This is a genomic window from Ignavibacteria bacterium, assembly GCA_025612375.1.
GTDB lineage: Bacteria > Bacteroidota > Ignavibacteria > Ignavibacteriales > SURF-24 > JAAXKN01.
Genome location: JAAXKN010000115.1, coordinates 1 through 1,570 on the forward strand (window position 1 = coordinate 1; position 1,570 = coordinate 1,570).

The following is a 1,570-nucleotide window of genomic DNA, read 5'->3' on the forward strand; positions in this document are numbered from 1 at the left end:
TATTTGAATTTATTATAACAATTGCTTTAGTTTGTGTCTGGCTTTTTATGAATGGAAAAATAATTTTTATTGCGGAGTGCAGGTATGCCGAACAAAGGTTTATTGTTCCCTCGGCAGGGCGACAAAAATACTGTCTATCTTAAAAATTTAGTGAAAAGTGAGTTTATTGAGATAGGCGATTATTCATTTTATTACGATATTGAAAATGCTCAGGATTTTGAAAAGAAATGCGTGCTCTACCATTATCCTTACGTCAATAACGACAGGCTTAAAATAGGGAAGTTTTGTTCAATTGCCCAGGGGACAAAGTTTCTTTTCAATGGCGCAAATCATACTTTATCTTCACTGTCAACTTACCCTTTCCCCGTTCTGGCTGATGAATGGGACTTAAAAGTTCCTGTTACAAAATCGTGGGATAACAAAGGCGATATCGTTGTAGGTAACGATGTCTGGATCGGCTTTGAAGCTGTTATCATGGCCGGTGTAACAATTGGGGACGGGGCGATTATCGCTTCGAGGGCTGTAGTTACTAAAGATGTTGAACCGTACTCTATCGTCGGCGGTATGCCTGCTAAACTAATTAAAAAGAGATTCCCGGACGATGTAATTTCCAGGCTTCTTGAACTTAAATGGTGGGATTGGGACGAAGAGAAAATCAAGGAAAACCTGGATAAGATAATGGATAAAAACAGAATTAATGAATTGATATTCTAAGCATTCTGTATCCACATTTCCGATCGTTGAGCTTGCAGGTTGCGGATTCATCCGTGACCTGCCCATGTCCAAAGTCAATTCAGCCCGGGTCTTTTCCTAAAATCCTTCGCTATCCAAAGGAGCTTTTATGCTTGAGCGGCATACCAGATTGGCTTTGTATGGGATGTGAACAGAAGCAGGGAAAGCGGAAGCAGCCAATTCCGGGGGAATTGATTTTTTATAATTTAAAGCATATTTTCCTAATATTCGGGAACTATGGAAGGTTCCCTATTGACCAATTTACTTTCTTTAGTCTTCAGACAAAATTGGATAGCCAATGTCAGGAAATGAAAAAAACTTCCAGTATTCGGATTATATGGAAAACCAGAGAAAACAAGATGAAGCTGAATTGAAATATGCTGAACTGCAGCATTCATCCCTGGTAGGCATTATCGTGTTTGATACAGAGTTTATAATTCAGCAGACTAACCCTACAGCATCTAAAATTCTAAAAAGAAAATCAAAGGACTTAATAGGCAAACCTTTAAGGGAATTTGTCCATCCGAAATACCGCAGTTCCTTTGATTCGTACATTAAAAGGGTACAAAAAACAAAAAAAAGGCAGGACCATACTTTTCAGCTGAGAAACGAAAAAGGAATGGACCTTTACGTTATTCTGGAGAGCATTCCCTTTCTGAGTGAAAGAAATCAAATTGAGTCTGTCCACTGCATTATTGTTGATTTTACCGCACAGAAGCTTTCTGACCTCAAACAGCAGACTGAACTTATCCATATAGTTCCCCCCAAAAACTGGACAAAAAAATGGAATAATTTAAGGTGAAAAAAACATTAAATTATTGTTGTCCGGTAAAAGGAT

At 38.2% G+C, this 1,570-nt stretch carries 2 protein-coding genes; both read left to right on the forward strand.

The genetic code is table 11. The annotated features are described in order from the left end of the window. Nucleotides 1–84: 84 nt before the first annotated feature. On the forward strand, nucleotides 85–714 hold the full coding sequence (locus tag HF312_21550; protein ID MCU7522796.1) for a CatB-related O-acetyltransferase: 630 nt from the start codon (nucleotides 85–87) through the stop codon (nucleotides 712–714). A 316-nt stretch (nucleotides 715–1,030) separates the two neighbouring features. Continuing rightward, the gene (locus HF312_21555) at nucleotides 1,031–1,534 is read left to right on the forward strand and encodes a PAS domain S-box protein (protein MCU7522797.1); all 504 of its coding nucleotides are present in this window, start codon (nucleotides 1,031–1,033) and stop codon (nucleotides 1,532–1,534) included. Nucleotides 1,535–1,570 lie beyond the last annotated feature (36 nt).